Raw genomic sequence first — 18,069 nt, forward strand, 5'->3', positions numbered from 1 at the left:
CACGCAACCTTTCCCTCAGATTTGCGCGAATATGGCGGGTTGATCCAGTTGAGTTAACCTGCTCCTTCCTGTTCGTCGGCGCGGACGGCAGGAGACGCCTGCCAGCCGGGCGAATCCTCGGAATAGCTTCGAGCCCTCAATCCAAGAAGCGGGCGGACTGCAACATTCCAGAAGTCGCCGAAGAAGTTTAACGGCGCGGCTGGCTCGCGTTGCCGAAGCATCGAGATCGCTCGGTTCAGTGCGGCGCCGACCAGGCGCGCCATCGCAATTAAGAGAGCCCGTGCCCGGCCGTGGTTGCTTTCGAAGTAGTGGCGCCAAGAGTCATACCAATAGGCAGGCTGCCTCTGACGCATCGGTCCGCCCCGAACACCGGTGGCCACACCTTCAGCATGAGAGACACGGGCTTCTGCAACGTGCCAGGTAGCCCAACCCAGACGGCCAAGCCTGAGCATAAGGTCGACCTCCTCGTAGTAAAGGAAGAACCCTGGATCAAAACCGCCGACCTCGCTCAGCGCCTCGCTTCGCGCCAGAAATGCTGCTCCCGATACCCAGTCCACGGGTCCTGTTGGAAGTGCGGGCGCCAGAGGAACCGTCCAGCGCGCCAGCAGACGCGTGATGGGCCCAAAGCAGACCGCTTCTGAAAATGTGCTCAGAAGCCCCGGAAATCGAAACGCGGAGGCAACTGGTCGGCCGTCCGGCCTCTCAATCCGCGCCCCGGCAACCGCCACATCCGGTCGCGAGGACAGGAAGTCGGCAAGGATTCCGATTGCATCGTTCTCAATTCGCGCATCTGGGTTAAGCAGGAAGACAAACTCAGGGGGCCTGACTCGCGATGCGAGAATGCGAAGGACGAGGTTGTTGCCGCGCCCAAACCCGTGATTTTCCCGCTCGGCGTGAAGCGTAACGAGTGCACTCCAGCCGCGCTCGAAGATCTCCGTCGCAATCCGCGCCCCATCGCCTCCAGGGGAAGCATTATCCACGAGATGAACCTCGACGCGGCGTCCGCCTGCCGGCTGAGCCATGAGGCTTGAAATCGCCTCGATTGCGAGATCGGCAGTGCCGTAGTTGACGATGATTGCCGCCACATCGGCGGAAGCACTCTTTGTCAAGGCGAGACCTGCGTTGGCGCCGTCAACGGGTAAGCAAACTATACGTGAGTAAACGCCCTTTTGCGAGGCACTCGTTTCCGCGAGATTTCAGATAGTCAAACGACACAAAACCTGCTCTCCTGACGCACACCGTGCCAGGTGCGAAAATCCTTGCAGATGCCCAATACCTTTGCCTACGTTGCTCTATTTTCTTGGCCCTTCGTGGTGCTCCTGCTCTTCAGGACTATGCCCCGAGCGAAGGCGATCATCTGGTCAATCGTGGGTGGCTACCTTCTTCTGCCCTACGGGGTAGAAGTGAAGGTGCCGATGGTGCCTGCCTTCGACAAAGTACTAATCCCCTCGTTCTCGGCCGCTGTAATGTGTCTGTTCACATTCGACCGGCTCGGCATCGCGAACGATTCCGCAAGGCTCAAAGTCCAGCCCCAAGAGGCTGCGAACGGAAACAGGCCTGCGCTCGGTCATCGACTTGCTGTGGAACGACGCGATCCCTTCGCGCGTGGGCCCTCCCCCCACGAGGCAACGCGCGCGCAGGCGCGAAAGAGGCGCGTCGCTCGGGCCGGGAGGGTCGCTCCGCAACATCGAAAATCCAAGGGAACCTTGGTACTGAACATCCTGATAGCACTCGTTCTACTCGTGCCTTTTGCTACCGTCCTGACAAACCCTGAGCCGGTCGTCATCGGTCGCACCCAGTTGCCCGGCCTCCGGCTATATGATGCCTTTTCGATGACATCTAGATTGCTGGTAGAACTGCTGCCCTTCTTCCTTGGCCGACGCTATCTTGGGCGACCCGACAATCAGGCGCTTCTCCTGCGCACCGTCTGCCTCTCCGGCATCCTCTACTCGCTACCCGTCCTGTTCGAAGTGAGAATGAGCCCGCAACTCAGCCGGTGGATTTACGGGTTTCTGGCCCAAAGCTTCATTCAGACCATGAGAGATGGTGGGTATCGCCCGGTGGTCTTCCTCCAGCACGGTCTCTGGTTGGCAATCTTCGTGGCCATGACGGCACTCGCTGGGTTTTTGGCCTACCGCCTCGAGCGCGACCCGGGTAGGAGAAAGCGCTGGCTCCTAGCCGGAATCTACCTTGCCGTCGTGCTGGTTCTATGCCACTCGCTCGGGGCTTTGATAATCTTGATCGCCTTAGCTCCGGCGGCCCTGTTCCTGTCGATTCCTAAACAACTTATCCTGGCGTCGGTGGTGGCAATCTCATATGTCACCTATCCGATGTTGCGCGGCGCGGATTTGGTGCCGGTGGACACGGTCTTCAACTTTGTCGAACCTTCGATCAGCAAGGCCCGGGTCGGGTCCTTCTACTTTCGTCTCAAGAATGAAGATCGCCTTCTCGCCCGGGCAATGCAGAAGCCGATTGTCGGCTGGGGCGGATGGGGACGCTCGCGGGTCTACGACTCGAACGGAAAGGATATCAGTACGACAGACGGTATTTGGGTGATTGTCATCGGGAAGGCTGGCTGGGCCGGATACATCGCCGAGTTTGGCTTGCTTACAGGCTCTATTCTTCTTCTCACATTAAGGCGTCGCAAACTTGCACCCTCGCTGGCCACCTCCGGCCTATGCCTCGTGCTTGCAGCCAACCTCATCGACATGGTTCCGAATGCTACGCTGACGCCCGTCACTTGGCTTATCGCGGGCGCGCTTGCTGGGAGATACAGCTTTGGTGAGGACCCTGAAGGCGCACGGGCTACGGAACGACCGCGTGGCAGGGGATTGGGAAGGGCCTAGACAGCCACGACAAACCCACTTGCGGAGCGAGCCGAAGTGGACAGAGGGAGTGAGCCGTCAGTGGAGCGGCTTAGACAAGCAGTGGATCGTCCAAGAAGGGCCTCCTCAGGCTCCCGCAGGCGTCCGCCGCGGTGCGACGGCACTTGCTTCGACTCTCCCTGCTGACGGCATGGCGACGCCAATGCCGGACCGGCGAGCTTAGGGGAGCAAGCGATGGCCGGCATTTATGCCGCTGAGGTTGTCCGCCAGGGCTTGCCGGCAACGCTGGCACTCCTGCAGTCGAAACCGGAGGCCAAGATCGAGATTGTTCTGAGCTACGACCCTGGGCGTCCAACGCTGCCATCCCCCAAATCAACGCCGCTTGACCGCGGCTCTCGGCGAACGCTTACGGGCAGGCAACTGCCGAGCCGTCAAGACACCTGCGGCGTTGCTTCCACTCAATTGCAATTTCACTCCAATTGACATTTGTTGCTCTGACAGCGGGCATTAAGCGGTCGAACCGTGCCCGCACTTCCCTCCGTTCGCAAGCTGCGCTGGTGTATGGAGTAAGAAAGTCTCGGACGATCCAACAGAACGGAGGGCCAAGGTGAAGCAACTGATCAGGGCGTACTGGCTGCTAGATGCGGTCAAGCGTCGCCAAGCCTGGCTGATGATTGGGGTCGCAACAGCGATGGCCTTGTTTGACACGCTGGGTACATTCTCGGTCATGCCCTTCCTCGCCGTGATCACAAACCAGGACCTGATCCAGAAAAGCCACCTTCTATCGTTGATCTACACGAGTCTTGGCTTCTCAACCGCTCGGGCATTAATGTTCTTTCTGGGCCTCACCTCGTTTTTCCTGCTCCTTCTCTCGGCCGTGGTACGTATCTTCGGCCAGTACCTTATGAACCGGTTCACCCAGATGTGCGCCTATTCGGTTAGTCAGCGGCTGATGGAGTTCTATCTGCGAAGGCCCTACGGGTTCTTCCTTACCCACAATACGAGCGACCTAGCCAAGAACCTGCTTTCGGACATATTCGTCCTGCAACTTCAAATCTTTCAGCCGGCCGTGGTTCTTCTTTCCCAAGGAGTGCTGCTCGTTGTCCTGCTTTCGCTGGTTTTCGCCGTTAACCCGAGTGTAGCGTTGGTTGGGATTACTACGCTCGGCGCTTGCTACGCAGTGATCTATCTAAGCATCCGGGGCCATTTTGGCCGGATCGGATACCAACGCGATATCGCCGATTGGGAGCGCTTCCGCGTGACCTCGGAGGCCTTTGGCGGCATCAAACCCGTAAAGCTCCTCGGAAGCGAACAGTACTATCTTCGCCGGTTCAGCGAGGCAGCACTTCGCCTCGCCCGCAATCAGGCGACCGCTACAACGCTCGGCATCGTGCCTCGCTATGCAATGGAAGCAATCGCCTTTGGCGGTGTTATCCTGCTGGCTTTAACGCTAATGCTGCGCGACTCCGGCAATTCGACCGATGCCTTGAACACCGCTCTGCCGCTTCTTGGACTCTACGTCTTCGCGGGCTACCGCACGCTGCCAGCAATTCAGGGTATCTATAACTCGCTGACGCAGTTCCACTTTGGTGTCGCTGCCATCGATAATATAGAGCCGCATCTTCTCGACCAAGACGATCTTCCCGAACTTCCTGCCGCTCCCGTCCAGCCATTGCCGTTCACCCGAGAAGTGGGGTTCCACAACGTCGGCTTTCGCCACGAAAGCGCTCTGACTTCGTCACTCTCCGGGATACATCTGACAATCGCGAAGGGGTCGACACTTGGGATCGTCGGGCCAACCGGAGCTGGAAAGACCACGCTCGTGGACATCTTTCTCGGCCTACTCAAACCAACCGTGGGTGAGATAGTAGTCGACGGAATCGCGGTCACCGACGATAACGTGCGTTCCTGGCAGGCAGGCCTTGGATACGTGCCGCAGGATATCTTTCTCACCGATGCCACCGTCGCCGAAAATATTGCCTTGGGCGTGGCACGCCCGGAGATTGATCTGGCGCGTGTGCGGGAATGCCTCCGACTCGCGCAACTACTTAATTTTGTTGAAAGGGACCTCCCCGAAGGCCTCGATACCCTCGTAGGTGAGCGCGGTATACGGTTGTCGGGAGGTCAGCGGCAGCGGATCGGGATTGCTCGGGCGCTCTACCCTGACCCAAGCCTCCTTGTGTTCGACGAAGCAACAAGTGCTCTCGATAACCATACTGAGAGGGAGGTCGTAGGGGCCATAAACGCGCTGGCAGGAAGCCGCACTATTCTGATCGTTGCACACCGGATCAGTACGGTGATGAACTGCAATCAGATTTTGGTGCTCGAGCAAGGCAAGCCGGTCGGACTTGGCACCTATGAAGATTTGTACCAGGAGAACCCCACATTTCGCCAGCTTGTAGGCGCAGATAGCCGAGTTCATCGGGGGTGAGAAGGTCCAGCTATTTCAGCATTTGAGCCAGTGTCCTCGTTGTCCCGTCGTCGAAGGCGAAGCGCTGTATGTTCAGTGCGAAATCCGACACCCCTGGCCCGGTCAATCGATATCCGACACCGTCAGGCTTCAGTCGATACTCGTCCGCACGGCCCGGGAGCACGAGCGTATTGGTCCCGCCGCCTCCATTAATCCCGTCATTTCCGGTACCCGGGATCAACGTGTCGTTGCCAGCGCCGCCGACAAGAAAGTCCTGCTTTGCGGTGCCGGAGAGGACTTCGCCACTGTCCCCGGCAATCTTGATTACCCCTTGCTGATACTGTTGGCCTCCGCCATCCCCGAACCAGGACTTGGAACTCCGGTTGAGCTTCCGAAGCATCTCGGCTCGCGGGTTTTTGTCGCCAAGGGCGCTCAAGAGGCCCCATGATCCGTATTTCGAAGGTGCGGCAACATCGACAAATTGCATGAATGGGCCGTCGCCCACCTTGGCCCAGGCGCTCCATAGCTGATGGTAGAGGCGAGCCATCTCGGGGCTTCGGACATAGTTTTCGAGGAACGTGGAAAGTACAGTGAGGTCGTGTTTGCTGAGACCTTCCACGAACGCACTGTGCTGGACGTGCTGACCGCCCTCGTAGGCTGTAAGCCTGAGCCGATACTGGTCGGCAAGATCTCGTAGTGCCACCCAATACTGCTGGATCTGTGGGATCGATTCCTTTACCCGAGGATCCGTCAGGCGCTCGGTCAGGAACCGTTTGGCATCAATATTAGGATTATTGATTGCAGCAAGGAGTTCCGCACGAAGGTGAGGGTCAGATACGAACGCCCCTCCGAAGTATGTCGTTACGGCAAGCGAATTGAAGACAGTGTATGGTGCGACATACTTGCTGCGCTCGTGTTTCCGCCAGATCGGCGCCGTAAGTTCCTCCTTGGCGAGGCCTGGGAACGCGGTTTGCACTCCGAGGACGTTATCGAGCCGAGTCTTTGCCTCACTGCCGAAGACGTGATCCCAGATCAGGGCCGTCTCAGTGGCCCGCTTGGCGGCGTAGTTGATCCAGCTCGCTCCCCCCGTCTCCGCCCATTCGGATTGGGCCCGATCGACCAGCCATCGAGCATTGGTTGAATAGCTCCAGTTCCAGTTCTCATTTCCGTATTCGACGTGGGCTGTGAGCCCCTGGGAAAGATGATCGCGTACGTAGGTAGCGAAGTTGCGAATATAATCGTCACTGGCCCAGGCTGGCATTGTGAACCATGGATCTGCTCCCGTCTGGTTTGCCAGTTGCACCATCACCTCGACAGGCACGCCCTGACCTGACCAGGTTGCATCGGCCTCTTTTGGCCGGTCGGGCCAGGCCCCGGTCTCCGTTTGGGAGTCGAGAGCCATCCAGTCTTTGAAGCGCAGTTCACGCGCATCCTGAACGACCGACAGGAAATCCGGGTTGAAGATCTCGCCGGCCTTCAAGAGCCCCTCATATTGCGCCTTTACCACGGAAATGTCCCGGATGTAGTCACCCGTCCCCTTCGGGTCCGTGGCAGTAATGTTGAGCAGCATTGTCGTTCCGGTCGAATTTTGAAAAACGATTGTCCCGGTTACCGAGGAGATCACGTGGGCACCTAACCCGAGCTCGATCGTGCCCTGCCCCTTGTAGGTGAGTATATAGGTTCCCGCCCTTGAGCGCGCCGCGGCAGTGCCTGATTGGTCGGTATCCCCCCAGTCCCAGATCGTCCCGACAGAGTCGACACCCCTTGGCATGCGTTTGAGCCAGCCATGCGCATCGAGATAGCCCCCGTCGCGGAGTTGCTTGTTGGACATCACCTCCCACTTGCCGCTCCCGTGCGCCACGAAGGGTCGCATGTCATGTGCAATGTCGAGAAAAGGCATCTCAGTTGACCAGTCCGAAATCGCATTCAGGCCATAGGCGAGTGTCGGGTCTGTCAGGCCGACGCCACCCGGCAAGCTACCCGCCACCGCCGACCCGCCGGCCAAGGCAAAACAAAGTCCAAATCCAAATGCGAGGAACCTTACGCGGGCATTGCTCCGATGGTCGGTGCCGACGCGCCTAGAACGCGGGGTTAGATGCGCCACTTTGGGTACTTCCTTCGAATGTGCACGGGCGGCTCTCACCCGCTGCGGCCACTATCGTATGATACCAGTGGACTGCCCCGACTGAGCGGCCCAGATTGAATGCTAATGTATGGCCGGTCTATGGTCTATTGGGAGCAGGCTCTCCGGGGCCAGCAGCCGGTATTCCGGAGAGCTGCGCGGCCTTACGGTATTTTGGTGGCGCCAGCATTGTTCGATGAGGATTTGGGCCTCATGCAGGGAGCAGAACACCTCGCCGTTAAGGTCTGTTCCGGAACCGGGAGTTGAAGCACTCGCAGTAGTCGTTCTCCCATCGGCTGCCCGGCTCGACTTAGGCAGTCGCTGCCCCGACGGCGGCGAACCACTCTCTCACCGCCGTAGCTACGAACTCCGGGCCGTAGCACGTCGGATCTAATGAATGCCGGCGGCCCCCGCGGGACGAACAGCTCCGTCAAGGCGTCGATCACGTCGGTCGAGTTGAGCTTGCGGGAGATCATCGGAACTGTCGTAATGCGACCCGAGTCCTGACATAAAGGTGCTTGCATCGCCAAATACTCAGATTTGCGTTTGGGCACCGTGTCACGCGGCCCGTATTTCTTCTACCGCTCCAGGGTCTTGAAATGTCTACAGATCAAGCTTCACATCTTGGTAAGCGCGACGCGTCGCGTCGCGGCGCCACGACTGTGCCTCCGACGGACAGGTTGCGGATTGCCGTCGTCGGTCTGGGCAAGATGGGGCTCTCGCATTTCGCATTGATAAACGCTCATCCCGAAGTAAGGGCAATCGCCTGCGATACATCCGGCTATCTTACAGATCTCCTGGACAAGTACCTGCCCACGACATTCTACAATAGCTTCGGGAAGATGCTCGCCGAGGAGCGCCTCGACGCCGTCGTCATCGCGACGCCCAACCGGTTTCATGCGCCAATGGTACGCGAAGCGCTCGAACACGGGCTTCACGTCTTTTGCGAGAAGCCCTTCTGCCTCGACTGGCGAGAATCGGAGGCCCTCGCTGAGCTCGCGGAGCGGAAGGGACTGGTTAACCAAGTTGGCTATCACTACCGGCATGTCGGCGCCTTCATGGAAGTGAAACATATCGTTGGAAGCGGCGCGCTCGGCAGGATCACTCATGTAATGGCCGAAGCCTACGGTCCTGTTGTGCTCCAGCCCAAGCGCCAGACTTGGCGCGGTCAAAAGGAAGAGGGTGGAGGCTGCCTCTATGACTACGCCGCTCATCCGATAAATCTCCTCAACTGGTATTTTGGTAAACCTGTCCTAGTCTCCGGAAGTGTATTGACGAGCGTCTACTCCGACAGCACCGAGGACGAAGTATTTAGCACCCTCGGCTTTGAGGGCGGTACCTGCGCGCAGGTCTCGGTAAGCTGGAGCGATGAATCCCAGCGAAAGATGACAACGAAGATCAGCATGATCGGCACCAATGGCCGGCTGAACGTCGACCGGCAGGAGTGCCAAGTGTACCTTCGAAAACCGGTGGCAGAACTGCCAGAATACGACAAGGGCTGGAACGTCAGATACACGACCGAGCTGAGCCGCGATCCGTGGTTTTATATCCGCGGCGAGGAGTATTCGAACCAGCTCGACGATTTTGTGAAGGCGGTCCGGGCCGGCGCAGGCCAGCCCAATAAGAACGATTTTCGTTCGGCGGCCCTCACTGACCAGTCGATCGCTATGATCCTCGATGATAGTGCCGACCTTGCCCCGTCACCAGTCATCGCCCCAAGCCCCGGGCTCCCAGTGCGCAAGCGCAGCTGGTTCAGCCGCACTTAGGCCCGCAAATGGAAATTGAGATGGACCGTCTTCTTCTCGGTGACAACCAGTTCTTCGGCATCAACCACATGTCGGAGGAAAGGGCCCGAACCCAAGCGATGCGCTTTCGCGATACGGCGGCGATCATGAAGGTGATCGATGCCGCCTATGACGAGGGTATACGCACCTTCATGTGCACGACCCACGAGCGGGTCGCGGAAATCTGCGATACCGTTCGCTCAATGCCCGACCGATACGCTGGACTCCAGTTCTACCCGTGCATGCCCTACGCCCATAAATACGCCAATGCCGTCACCGACCACGGCATGCTCGGCGCCGTGATGCAGTTCATGCCCGAAGGGGGAATGCTGAAGACCATGCTCTCGGGTGGGAAGGCGCTCGCGACCAAAGACGTTCAAGGGATCGCCAGGATTCTGATCGATGCTGAGATGAAGATGTTCGAGGGACTTAGTACGCCCGTCATCTTCATGCAGAACGTCTTCACCGATCTCCTGCTCGGGATGGGCTTCGCCGAGGCCTTCCGAATCTTTCATGACCACGTGATCGAGAAATACGATGCCGAGCCCGGCTACATCACAATGAACATGCCAGCACTCTTCAAAGTACTGAGAGATCAGGGCATCGAGAACCCAATCATCTGCGCAAACATTAACAAGATCGGCTTTCGAATGTGCGGTGGACAAGAGGCCTACCTCGACACGCTTCGGGCCGGAGGCCTTCGCGCAATCGCGATGTCGGTCTATGCCTCTGGCGCGATCCCCGCCGATGAGGCAATCCAGTGGGTCTCAAACCTCCCTAATATACGGTCGATCGTGTTTGGTGCCTCGAGCCGCACGAATATCCGAAGTACCCGGGACCTTGTCGGGCGCTACATGAGCTAGGTTTTGTCATGATTGAGGAGGTCGAAACCGCACCGGCCACTCGAGCCGTTCACAGCAACCTGAGGAAGGTGAAGCTTCTGAACGTTTACGTCCATGACGTGACGGTAGACGAGGTCGTGAACGGCTTTAGCGAGGGGATGTTGCTCACGCTTCACGTAGACATGATAATGAAACTTCAGCGGGACCGCGAGTTCTACGACATCTTCGGCCAGTTCGACCTTATCACCTGTGACAGCCAAATCCTGTATTTCGCGACGAGGGTTCTCGGCACGCCTGTGCAGGAGCGGGTCTCCGGGTCCGACTATTTCCCGCGCTTCTACATGCACCACAAGGACAACCCCAATGTCACCATCTTCCTCTGTGGCGGTAAACCTGGGGTTGCCAAACTCGCTGCGGAAAACATCAATGCCAAGGTAGGGCGGAACATGGTCGTCGGCACATATGCCCCGGCCTTCGACTTCGACCAGAACCCGGCCGAGATCGAAAAGACGATCGGTGCCATCAACGCATCAGGCGCGACGGTACTCCTCGTCGGGCTCGGCGGAGGCCGACAGGAGAAGTTCCTCGTGCGCTATCGTGAACGATTTCCGCACGTCAAGCTGTTCCTTCCGTTGGGCGGCACTATCGATTACGAGGCCGGCGCGCTGAAGCGTCCACCTTCCTGGATCACCGAATGGGGGTTTGAATGGCTCTACCGTCTCGTCAAGGAACCCCGGCAGCGCTGGCAACGGTATGTCGTGCATGAGCCCCCGGTGCTGTGGCGGCTCGCTGCCCAATGGCTAGGGCTCTATCGGAATCCATTCGAGGAAGGCTGATCGGGGGGGGCGTGAAGCCGATCCGTCGCGGCCTTGAACGTATCAGGTCAGGGCGCACTTACGCGAAGCAGAAAATTCCGGGCCTAACGGGTTCATCGCGCTTGGCCTCCTCCTAACCATCAGGGGGGTGCGCAGACTCAATAGGGACCTCCAGAAGCTTCGCTCCAGACTATGATGGCTTCGTTAGGGCCGCCGGCAGTTCCTAATCGTGGCCTCTTTGTGGGACGTAGTCTCCATGAGACTGATGGCTTCGTCCAACAATTCGTTGAACCTCTGCGGGTGGAGATCTTTCTCTAACTCGGATATTGGAAGGTCTGTCTCGCAGATCAGCACACGATGGTAGATGCCATCTTTGGTCTCGAGACTCGAATGGATACGGGTAATGTGCGACATGCCACGGTTCCTAGCTTCGCGCTAATCATAATGGGTTTTGCGGCTCCTGGGGACATTATTATGTTGGGCATTTGTCTCTTGCGGGCCTCCAACGATGACCAAGTCAAGCCTGTGAATGGCACAGTCGCCGCGGTAAGATCTCTGCTGCAACCGTCCGACGTAATCTCCCCAAAGCCGCCGTTTGAATATTCTCAGACGGGAGCGCGGGGGCTAACTCCGACTACATCTATTTGGAGTTAGCACAGTCGTGGGACAAAGGCCTTATGCCCCGACCGGAGAGCGGCACAAGCAGGCCGGTGACGTGACTGAGGGTGATCGATGCCGCGACCCAGGATTTGAAGAGCTTGGGTCTCGGCATCACCGAGGGCGTGTGGAAGGCTGGCTGCGACTGCGAGACGGTGGGAAGTATCTCCAGCCGACGCTGGAGGCTCCGGTCTATGGCCAGCGCCAGCCACGGGGGTGTCCGGAACTTTGTGTACCCGAGCCGGTCTCCGCGGTTTGGGATACTCAGGCGTCGAAGCGTTCGCAGAACGTTATGACGGATGGCCGTGGGCCATAACCAATCCCGGATGTCCTAGATGATCCATCTCGTTGTTGCGGATGGCGAGATAGATCGGCGCCGCGACCGCCTTGTGAGTTGAGAAGGAGCCACGCGTCTTAATGGCGCACACTCCCACCGTATCCGATTTTCCTCTATCGTGGCCTTCAGACTGGAGAAAGTAGGCTACTTCGACGCTGACATCGCAGCGCCCCATCATTTGCTCGCCGAGCCCTACCAAATTAGGTGCGGACTCGCGAGTTCTTTTGGACTTCCTTCAGTAACCGGTTCCACGCAGCACGACCCTAATGGTGGCCATTAGGATGCGTAGATCGAGACCAAACGATAATTCTCGATCATAAGCGCTGTCGAACTCTGCCCGCAACGCGAAGGAACATTCGTTGCGATCGCTTATCTGCCAAGGCCCGGTTAGACCTGGGCGCAACGCATAATACGCCTTGCCGGGATAGAGCGGGCTTTGCTTGGGCATTATTGGGCGCGGGCCGACAAGGCTCATGTCGCCCTTAAGCACGTTCCAAAGCTGCGGTAATTCGTCGAGGGAGCTCTTGCGCAGGAAGTGTCCGACACGGGTAATCCGGGGATCACATTTCAGCTTTTGGCTGTGGTTCCATTCTGCTAGAGCCTCATGGCTGCTGGCTAGATGGGCAGACAGCCGCGCATCCGCGTCGTGAACCATGGATCTCAGCTTCCAGAAGCGAAACTCCCGACCTGCACGGCCGACCCGTAGCTGTGTATAGAAGGGAGAATGGCCATCGCACATCACGGCAAGTGCGAGGATCAGTATCATGGGAACGGCGATGGGCAGCATCGCCAGAACGAGTACGACATCTAGGGCGCGTTTTGCGCTGTTGCGATAAAGCCCCTGCCTCCTGGAGAGTTGGGGTAGAGCAGTCGGCAAGGTATGGGAAGCCAACAGAACTTCCCTGTCTCGATAGTGAGCTGTCATTGCCAGAGCCTTTTTAGACCGAGATTACTGCACCCTCTGAGCCCTATCTCCCCCGATCTACCCTCTCCCAAATGTGGCGGCGAGTGCGCACAAATGGACATCTTTTTGACAATATTATAGCCGGACCCCGTCCGATTCGGGAACAGGGCCGGCGTTTAAGTTCTGTGGATAAACCATTGATAAGCTGGCAACAAACGAGGAAGTCGAAGCCCATTTGTGTCGAAAAGTAACTCAAAGTGGTTTCTTTTGGCTCATGTTGCGTTGACGGAAGGTTGTCTAGCCCGCGACGGCCATGCGTGCGGGAGCCACAAGGGCGGAAGCCATCAGACACCGCAAAGACTTCCCGCCGGCGCCAACCCTCCATTGACCTCGCGTTCGGATCACTACAGAAGAAGGTCTGTGCTGCGATCCCCCCGCCCTTCTGGAGACGCCGATAGCTCATGACGCGCCTTCGACTGTTTCTCGGGTGCCTCGGACTTGTCGGAGCAATCGTGGTCTCCATCCTTTGGATCGACCGGCCGCTTGCGCGGGCCTTGGCGGTATTCCGCCTTGGGCATGAAGTCTTTACCAACTCGACGGTCACCCAGCCGGTGATGTTAGGGCTAGCCTATGTCGGGCTGGCGCTCGGCCTTGGCTTTTTGGCCACTGGGCGGCGGCTGCCGCGTTGGGTCGAGGCGGCGATGCTCGCGGGCATTGCGCTGCTCGCCGGGCTCTGGCTCACACATGAGGTTCTGAAGCCGATCTTCGGACGGACACTCCCGAGCTATTACCTGCGGACCGGGCGCCATGGCTTCCACTGGTTTCAAGGCTCCGCGCGCGGTGCGTTCCCCTCGGGGCATTCGGTGCAAGCCTCGGCTATGCTTGCGGTGCTCTGGGTTTACTACCCGCGCTGGCGCTGGCTCTGCGTCGTCGCCATGGCCCTGCTGGCCGTGGCGCTGATGCTGGGCCAGTGGCACTACCTCAGCGATATCATGGCGGGGACCGGCGTGGGGATAGCAGCCGCCTCTGCCGCGATCGGCCTCTGGCACGCGGCCCGCCGGCGCTGGCGGTTCCTTGGCGATTAAGCGCGAGGGTCTCAGGCCAGGAGCATCGCTCGGCGTCGGCGCTGAAGGAACCCGTGCAGGATCATCCCTACCACCATGGCTGCGGTGAAGATCCAGCCGCCCACCCCACTCCAGCCTAGCGAGGCGAGCGCGGGGCCGGGGCAGAAGCCCGCCAGAGCCCAGCCCGCACCGAATAAGACCGACCCGGCAAGGAGCCGCGTGTCGATCACCTGCTCCGGCATCCCTGGGATCGGTTCGCCCACCACCGAGACACGCCGACGGACGGCGATGCGCCAGGCGAAGACCATTGGCAGGATTGCTCCACCGAGGACGAATATCAGGCTCGGGTCCCAGTGGCCGGCCACGTCGAGGAAGCCCTGCACCCTTGCGGTATCGGTCATGCCGGACACGAGGAGGCCGAGGCCGAAGAGGCTGCCGGCGAGGGCAGAGAACAGAAGGCGCATCAGATTACTCCCAGCAGGCGGTGGGCGAGGTAGAAGGTGACGATCCCGGCGCCGACATAGACGGCCGAGGCTGCGATACTACGGATCGAGAAGCGCGACATGCCGCAGACGCCGTGGCCCGAGGTGCAGCCGTTGGCAAGTCGCGTGCCTAGGCCGACGAGCAGACCCGCCACCACCAGGAGCGGCAGGTCATGCGAGATATGGGTCGAAGGCGCGCCTCTGGCGAGCACGATCAGCGCGGGCACGCCGATCAGCCCGCCGAGGAAGGCCAGCCGCTCGCCGAGGTTACCGTGGCCGGTCCCATCCACCACGCCGCCCAGTAGGCCGCTCGCGCCAAGGATACGGCCATTGGCGAGCAACAGCAGCGCGGCGGCGAAACCGATCATAAGCCCGCCGGCGAGGCCGAAAATCCAATCCTGCGGTAGTCCAGAGGCGATCATGGCCTGCCCTTCCCCTTCGCGGCGCGGTAACGACGCCATTCATTTCCACTGCGGAATGTATGCCTTCCAGCTAACACATTACAATTAATGCATAAAAATAAGGACCGTGTTCGCGCCCCTTAACGGCCGGAGGAACATGAGTCCCGTCTCGCCCCGCAAGGCGGAACGATTGGCCAAGCCCTCTGCCCACGGGCAATTGATCGGACTGGGCGGCGGTGGGCTGCCGAAAGCGCCGTTCCCGGATTGCCCGTTCCTAACGACGTGCTAGGCTGGCCTCGGAATTCGTGCTGCGATGCGGCGCAGCGGCAAATCCTGCGGGTGATCGGGCGACATGAGGCGTGAGGGTTATTCCCGTAGAGAGCTGGGATGGATCGCGGCGCAGACAGCAGGCCTGTCTCTCTTGGCTCGGCCGAGCCTTGCTGCGACGAAGCCCATGAAAGAAACTGCCATGACGCCGCGCAGGGAACCGCTGGCAGAGATGAGAGCTTACCTCTACCCATTCGCGACAGCGCCGTTCCCCTATGACGGTACGATCCCGACCACAGGCGATCCGTTCCTCGACGTAACCACCCCGGACGGGCGGAGGGGTCACACATCACCCCGTGGCGGGGTCTATTATCAGGACCCTACCTATTCCGATGACCGGGTGCTGGTGGCGCTTCCGGCTGGGTTCGACATCGCCAAGCCCGGCGCTATCGTGGTGTTTTTCCACGGAAACCAGACAATTTTGGAACGCGATGTGGTGGGTCATGAACACTTGCTGGAGCAAGTTCAGAACTCCACCATGAATGCGGCCCTGCTGGCGCCCCAGTTCGCGGTGGATGCGCTGGACTCGAGCGCGGGGAAGTTCTGGCAGCCCTGGGCCTTTCTCGGCTTCATGGCTGAGGCGGCGCGGGTGCTGTCGGTGGTCTGGGATGATCCCGCATCGCGCCGGGTCTTCTCTCGGATGCCTATCATCCTCATCGCCTACAGCGGAGGCTACAACCCTGCGATCTATGCCGCGACGCTCGGCGGCGTTGGCCAGAGACCGATCGGGATGGTCATGCTCGATGCACTCTATGGCGAGGAAGACCGTTTTGTGGACTGGGTTCGCGACCACAAGAGAGCCTTCTTTCTTTCGACTTATACCGCCCCGGCGGAGGCTTCGAACGAGGAGGTGCGGCAACGGCTGGAGGCGCGGCACATCCGCTGCGAGACTCGGATGCCGGAGCTGCTGACCCCAGGCGAGGTGGCCTTCGTCCCGACCCCGGGCCTCGACCACGCGGAATACATGACCCGTGCCTGGGTGAAGGATCCGGTGACATGGATTCTAGATCGGGTGCCCGGATTCGAGCGCTGAGACCGTCGTTGACAAGTGGTGAGCGGGCCGTGCCGAGGGGGTCGCTCGCGGCAATAAAATGGGGCGCAAGGCCTGGCAGGAGAGGAACAAAACTGAAACCGCAAGAGCATTGCTCTTGCACCGTATCGTATAGATGCCAGCGAAGGCCGTGCCCGGGGCGGCTTCGGACTTCCATCGCCGGACAATCTCTGTTGGTATCCGGTCGCGGGTTGCGGGCCGGAGGACCGCACGAGGGGGGAGCCAGCAAAGATGAGCCCATCCGAGGCCAGGGTGATGGAGCGCGCGTGCTGCCTGATCGGGGTCGATATCGGCACTGGTAGCGCACGGGCCGGGGTCTTCGGCTCAGATGGTACAATGCGGGCGAGCGCGAAGCACGACATCACCGTTCACCACGGCCCCGGCGCGATGGCTGAGCAATCAAGCCGGGAGATCTGGGACGCCGTCTGCCGTGCCGTCCGCGCCGCCGTGGCCGAGGCTGGGGTCGCCCCTGCGCAGGTCATGGGCATTGGCTTTGATGCGACCTGCTCGCTGGTGGTGCTCGGCCCCGGGGGAGCGCCGATGCCGGTCGGACTTTCGGAGAATCCCGAGCGCGACATCATCCTCTGGATGGATCACCGCGCCGTCGACCAGGCGGAACGCATCAACGCTGGCCGACATGAGGTGCTCGACTATGTTGGCGGAACGATCTCACCCGAGATGGAGACGCCGAAGCTCCTCTGGCTGAAGGAGAACCGACCGCAAGTGTTCGATGCGGCCTGGCAGTTCTTCGATCTCGCAGATTTCCTGAGCTGGAAAGCGACGGGGGACCTGAGCCGCTCTACCTGCACACTAACCTGCAAATGGACCTATCTTGGGCATGAGCGGCGCTGGGATGAGGGATATTTCCGGGCCATTGGCCTTGGGCAGCTCGCCGACGAGGGCTTTGTGCGCATCGGCCAGCGCGTCGTCGACCCCGGCACGCCGCTTGGCGACGGGCTGACCGCCAAGGCGGCGGCGGAGCTGGGGTTGACCGCCGGCACGCCTGTCGGGTCAGGGATGATCGACGCCCACGCTGGCGGCATCGGTACTGTCGGGGCGGCGGGCGATCCGGCGGCTGCGATGGGATATGTCTTCGGCACCTCCTCCTGTACGATGACGACGGTGGCGGAGCCGGTCTTCGTGCCCGGCGTCTGGGGGCCCTATTTTTCGGCCATGGTGCCGGGGGCCTGGCTGATTGAGGGCGGGCAATCCGCCGCGGGCGCCGCGATAGAGCGGCTGATCACGTCCCATCCGGCCGCGCCGCAGGCCGCGCGGGAGGCGGGTGAGCTCGGCCGCTCGCTGCCCGAGCATCTGGCCGCACTGGCGGCCGAGGCCGCGCCTGGCCTGTCGGAGACAGCGGAGCTGACGCGCGGGCTGCACGTTGTGCCGGAGTTTCTTGGCAACCGCGCGCCTTTCGCCGATCCTCATGCCCGGGCGTTGATCGCGGGGCTAGGAATGGAGCAGGGCACAGGCGCGCTGGTTGCGCTTTATCTCGCAGGGATCTGCGGTATTGGCTATGGGCTACGCCAGATCTTGAACGCGCAGGCGGCGGCCGGCGCGGCGGTGGGCCAGGTGGTGATAAGCGGCGGCGCGGGCCGCTCCGATCTGGTGCGCCAGCTTCTGGCCGATGCCGGAGGGGTGGAGGTTCTCTCCACCCGCTGCGAGGAGCCTGTACTCCTGGGCGCGGCGATGCTGGGGGGCGTGGCCTCCGGCTGTTTCGCGAACCTGCGGGCTGCGATGGCGGCGATGTCGCAGGTCGGGCGGAGCTATGCGCCCGCCGGCGGCGCCATCGCGGCGCACCATGCCGCCCGGTTCCGGATCTTCGAAAGGTTGCAGGCCGCGGCGCGCGGCATCCACGGCGAATAGCCGCACAGGGCGCACGGGGCTTTTCGGCGTTGGCGACTCAGGCTAGCGTCAGCTTCGTTACTTACGATGCACAAACTGCCTAATGGATGCGCAGCCCTGCTCGTTTCCGCGCCAGCGGGCGGACGGGGGATGTGGAGGCGTGTGAACAGAGATCACGCGTTCCGGCATGGGCGTGAGACGCA

General features: G+C 60.4%; 14 protein-coding genes and 1 pseudogene. 9 read left to right on the top strand and 6 right to left on the bottom strand.

The window, feature by feature from the left end; genetic code table 11:
* Positions 1-53: 53 nt before the first annotated feature.
* Positions 54-1,109: a glycosyltransferase family 2 protein gene (locus EIP85_RS18525; RefSeq protein ID WP_164871801.1), complete on the bottom strand. Its 1,056-nt coding sequence runs from the start codon at positions 1,107-1,109 to the stop codon at positions 54-56.
* Between the two features lie 156 nt (positions 1,110-1,265).
* Between EIP85_RS18525 and EIP85_RS18530 the strand changes: the two genes are divergently transcribed.
* From EIP85_RS18530 to EIP85_RS18540, 3 genes are all read left to right on the top strand, one after another.
* Positions 1,266-2,846, top strand: coding sequence for a hypothetical protein (locus EIP85_RS18530; protein ID WP_127903703.1), 1,581 nt, complete (start codon positions 1,266-1,268; stop codon positions 2,844-2,846).
* A gap of 213 nt (positions 2,847-3,059) precedes the next feature.
* A complete protein-coding gene (locus EIP85_RS18535) occupies positions 3,060-3,308 on the top strand; it encodes a hypothetical protein (RefSeq protein ID WP_127903704.1) in 249 nt (82 codons plus the stop codon).
* Between the two features lie 124 nt (positions 3,309-3,432).
* Entirely contained in the window at positions 3,433-5,256 is a 1,824-nt protein-coding gene (locus EIP85_RS18540) for an ABC transporter ATP-binding protein (RefSeq protein WP_127903705.1), read from the top strand.
* A gap of 10 nt (positions 5,257-5,266) precedes the next feature.
* Here the strand turns inward: EIP85_RS18540 and EIP85_RS18545 are convergent, their stop codons facing one another.
* Together EIP85_RS18545 and EIP85_RS23310 are read right to left on the bottom strand one after the other, a co-directional pair.
* Entirely contained in the window at positions 5,267-7,339 is a 2,073-nt protein-coding gene (locus EIP85_RS18545) for a hypothetical protein (protein WP_127903706.1), read from the bottom strand.
* A gap of 102 nt (positions 7,340-7,441) precedes the next feature.
* Positions 7,442-7,830: pseudogene (locus EIP85_RS23310) on the bottom strand (integrase core domain-containing protein); the annotation flags it as partial.
* Positions 7,831-7,956: 126 nt separating this feature from the next.
* Between EIP85_RS23310 and EIP85_RS18550 the strand changes: the two are divergent.
* Genes EIP85_RS18550 through EIP85_RS18560 form a run of 3 tightly spaced genes read left to right on the top strand, consistent with a single transcriptional unit; the run spans position 7,957 to position 10,819 of the window.
* Positions 7,957-9,123, top strand: coding sequence for a Gfo/Idh/MocA family protein (locus tag EIP85_RS18550; protein WP_127903707.1), 1,167 nt, complete (start codon positions 7,957-7,959; stop codon positions 9,121-9,123).
* 20 nt (positions 9,124-9,143) lie between these two features.
* Positions 9,144-10,004, top strand: a complete 861-nt coding sequence (locus tag EIP85_RS18555) for a hypothetical protein (protein WP_206615585.1) — start codon at positions 9,144-9,146, stop codon at positions 10,002-10,004.
* 8 nt (positions 10,005-10,012) lie between these two features.
* On the top strand, positions 10,013-10,819 hold the full coding sequence (locus EIP85_RS18560; RefSeq protein WP_127903708.1) for a WecB/TagA/CpsF family glycosyltransferase: 807 nt from the start codon (positions 10,013-10,015) through the stop codon (positions 10,817-10,819).
* Between the two features lie 1,208 nt (positions 10,820-12,027).
* On the opposite strand, the gene EIP85_RS18565 is transcribed toward EIP85_RS18560, so the two are convergent.
* Positions 12,028-12,684 carry a sugar transferase gene (locus tag EIP85_RS18565; protein ID WP_241560092.1) on the bottom strand — a complete coding sequence of 219 codons (657 nt, stop codon included), beginning with the start codon at positions 12,682-12,684 and terminating at the stop codon, positions 12,028-12,030.
* Positions 12,685-13,157: 473 nt separating this feature from the next.
* On the opposite strand from EIP85_RS18565, the gene EIP85_RS18570 reads away from it, so the two are divergent.
* The gene (locus tag EIP85_RS18570; RefSeq protein WP_127903710.1) at positions 13,158-13,781 is read left to right on the top strand and encodes a phosphatase PAP2 family protein; all 624 of its coding nucleotides are present in this window, start codon (positions 13,158-13,160) and stop codon (positions 13,779-13,781) included.
* A gap of 11 nt (positions 13,782-13,792) precedes the next feature.
* Here EIP85_RS18570 and EIP85_RS18575 read toward each other — a convergent pair whose 3' ends face one another.
* Positions 13,793-14,224: a DUF6691 family protein gene (locus EIP85_RS18575; RefSeq protein WP_127903711.1), complete on the bottom strand. Its 432-nt coding sequence runs from the start codon at positions 14,222-14,224 to the stop codon at positions 13,793-13,795.
* Positions 14,224-14,664 carry a YeeE/YedE family protein gene (locus EIP85_RS18580; protein ID WP_127903712.1) on the bottom strand — a complete coding sequence of 147 codons (441 nt, stop codon included), beginning with the start codon at positions 14,662-14,664 and terminating at the stop codon, positions 14,224-14,226. The genes EIP85_RS18575 and EIP85_RS18580 overlap by 1 nt, the downstream gene beginning before the upstream one ends.
* A 448-nt stretch (positions 14,665-15,112) precedes the next feature.
* Here EIP85_RS18580 and EIP85_RS18585 point away from each other — a divergent pair, with 448 nt between their 5' ends.
* Together EIP85_RS18585 and EIP85_RS18590 are read left to right on the top strand one after the other, a co-directional pair.
* The gene (locus EIP85_RS18585; RefSeq protein WP_127903713.1) at positions 15,113-16,003 is read left to right on the top strand and encodes a hypothetical protein; all 891 of its coding nucleotides are present in this window, start codon (positions 15,113-15,115) and stop codon (positions 16,001-16,003) included.
* 249 nt (positions 16,004-16,252) lie between these two features.
* Positions 16,253-17,887, top strand: a complete 1,635-nt coding sequence (locus tag EIP85_RS18590; protein WP_127903714.1) for an FGGY-family carbohydrate kinase — start codon at positions 16,253-16,255, stop codon at positions 17,885-17,887.
* Positions 17,888-18,069: the final 182 nt, after the last annotated feature.

It is taken from the genome of Solirhodobacter olei (genome assembly GCF_004010155.1).
Taxonomy (GTDB): domain Bacteria; phylum Pseudomonadota; class Alphaproteobacteria; order Rhodobacterales; family Rhodobacteraceae; genus Solirhodobacter; species Solirhodobacter olei.